This is a genomic window from Pseudomonas sp. HY13-MNA-CIBAN-0226 (genome assembly GCF_040310305.1).
Classification (GTDB): Bacteria; Pseudomonadota; Gammaproteobacteria; order Pseudomonadales; family Pseudomonadaceae; genus Aquipseudomonas; species Aquipseudomonas gregormendelii.
In genome coordinates, this window is record NZ_JBEOPS010000459.1 from 1 (window position 1) to 251 (window position 251).

The following is a 251-nucleotide window of genomic DNA, read 5'->3' on the forward strand; positions in this document are numbered from 1 at the left end:
GCTGCCCACCTCGGCCACCCTGCTGCGTGAACTCAAAAGCACCGGCGAGCTGGATTTTCCCGCGCTGGGCGCCGAACCGGATGACACCTGGCTGACCTTGATATCCCGAGCCTTGAACCTCGACACCACCCTGCGCGTCAGCTTGAGCGGGCCGCAGGCCGAGGCCTGGCGCCAGGCACTGGTAGAGAAGGGCGTGCGCACCGCCCGTCTGGAAACCGGCAGCGGTGAAACCCAAGGGCTGCATCTGCATC

Annotated in this window: 1 pseudogene; it reads left to right on the forward strand. The window is 66.5% G+C overall.

Going from position 1 to position 251, the window contains the following annotated elements:
* Positions 1–251: pseudogene (locus tag AAEZ05_RS29505) on the forward strand (DUF4892 domain-containing protein); the annotation flags it as partial.